Here is a 237-nt window from a genome sequence, read left to right as displayed (position 1 = left end):
CGCAAAAGAAGTATTAAAATCTGTATTAGATGCAGAAACACGCATACTTAAAGATCCAGCTTACAATGTATCTGTAAATGAGTTAGGCGATTCAAGTGTTAACTTTATTGTTCGTCCTTGGGTTAACGCTGCTGATTATTGGCCTACTTACTGGTCATTAATGGAAAATATTAAAATCGCATTAGATGATGCAGATATTACTATCCCATTTCCACAAATGGATGTTCACTTTCACAA

1 protein-coding gene is annotated in these 237 nt (G+C 34.6%); it reads left to right on the top strand.

Translation table 11 applies throughout. The features are described 5' to 3' along the window. Nucleotides 1-237 (top strand): mechanosensitive ion channel family protein (locus AAEY83_RS18405; protein WP_502945225.1); only part of this gene is annotated, 237 nt, incomplete at both ends.

The sequence above is a fragment of the Psychrobacter sp. TB20-MNA-CIBAN-0197 genome, assembly GCF_040309765.1.
GTDB classification, from domain to species: Bacteria; Pseudomonadota; Gammaproteobacteria; order Pseudomonadales; family Moraxellaceae; genus Psychrobacter; species Psychrobacter submarinus.
The sequence above is the reverse complement of the archived record's forward strand: the minus strand, read 5'-3'. Positions and strand labels throughout refer to the sequence as shown.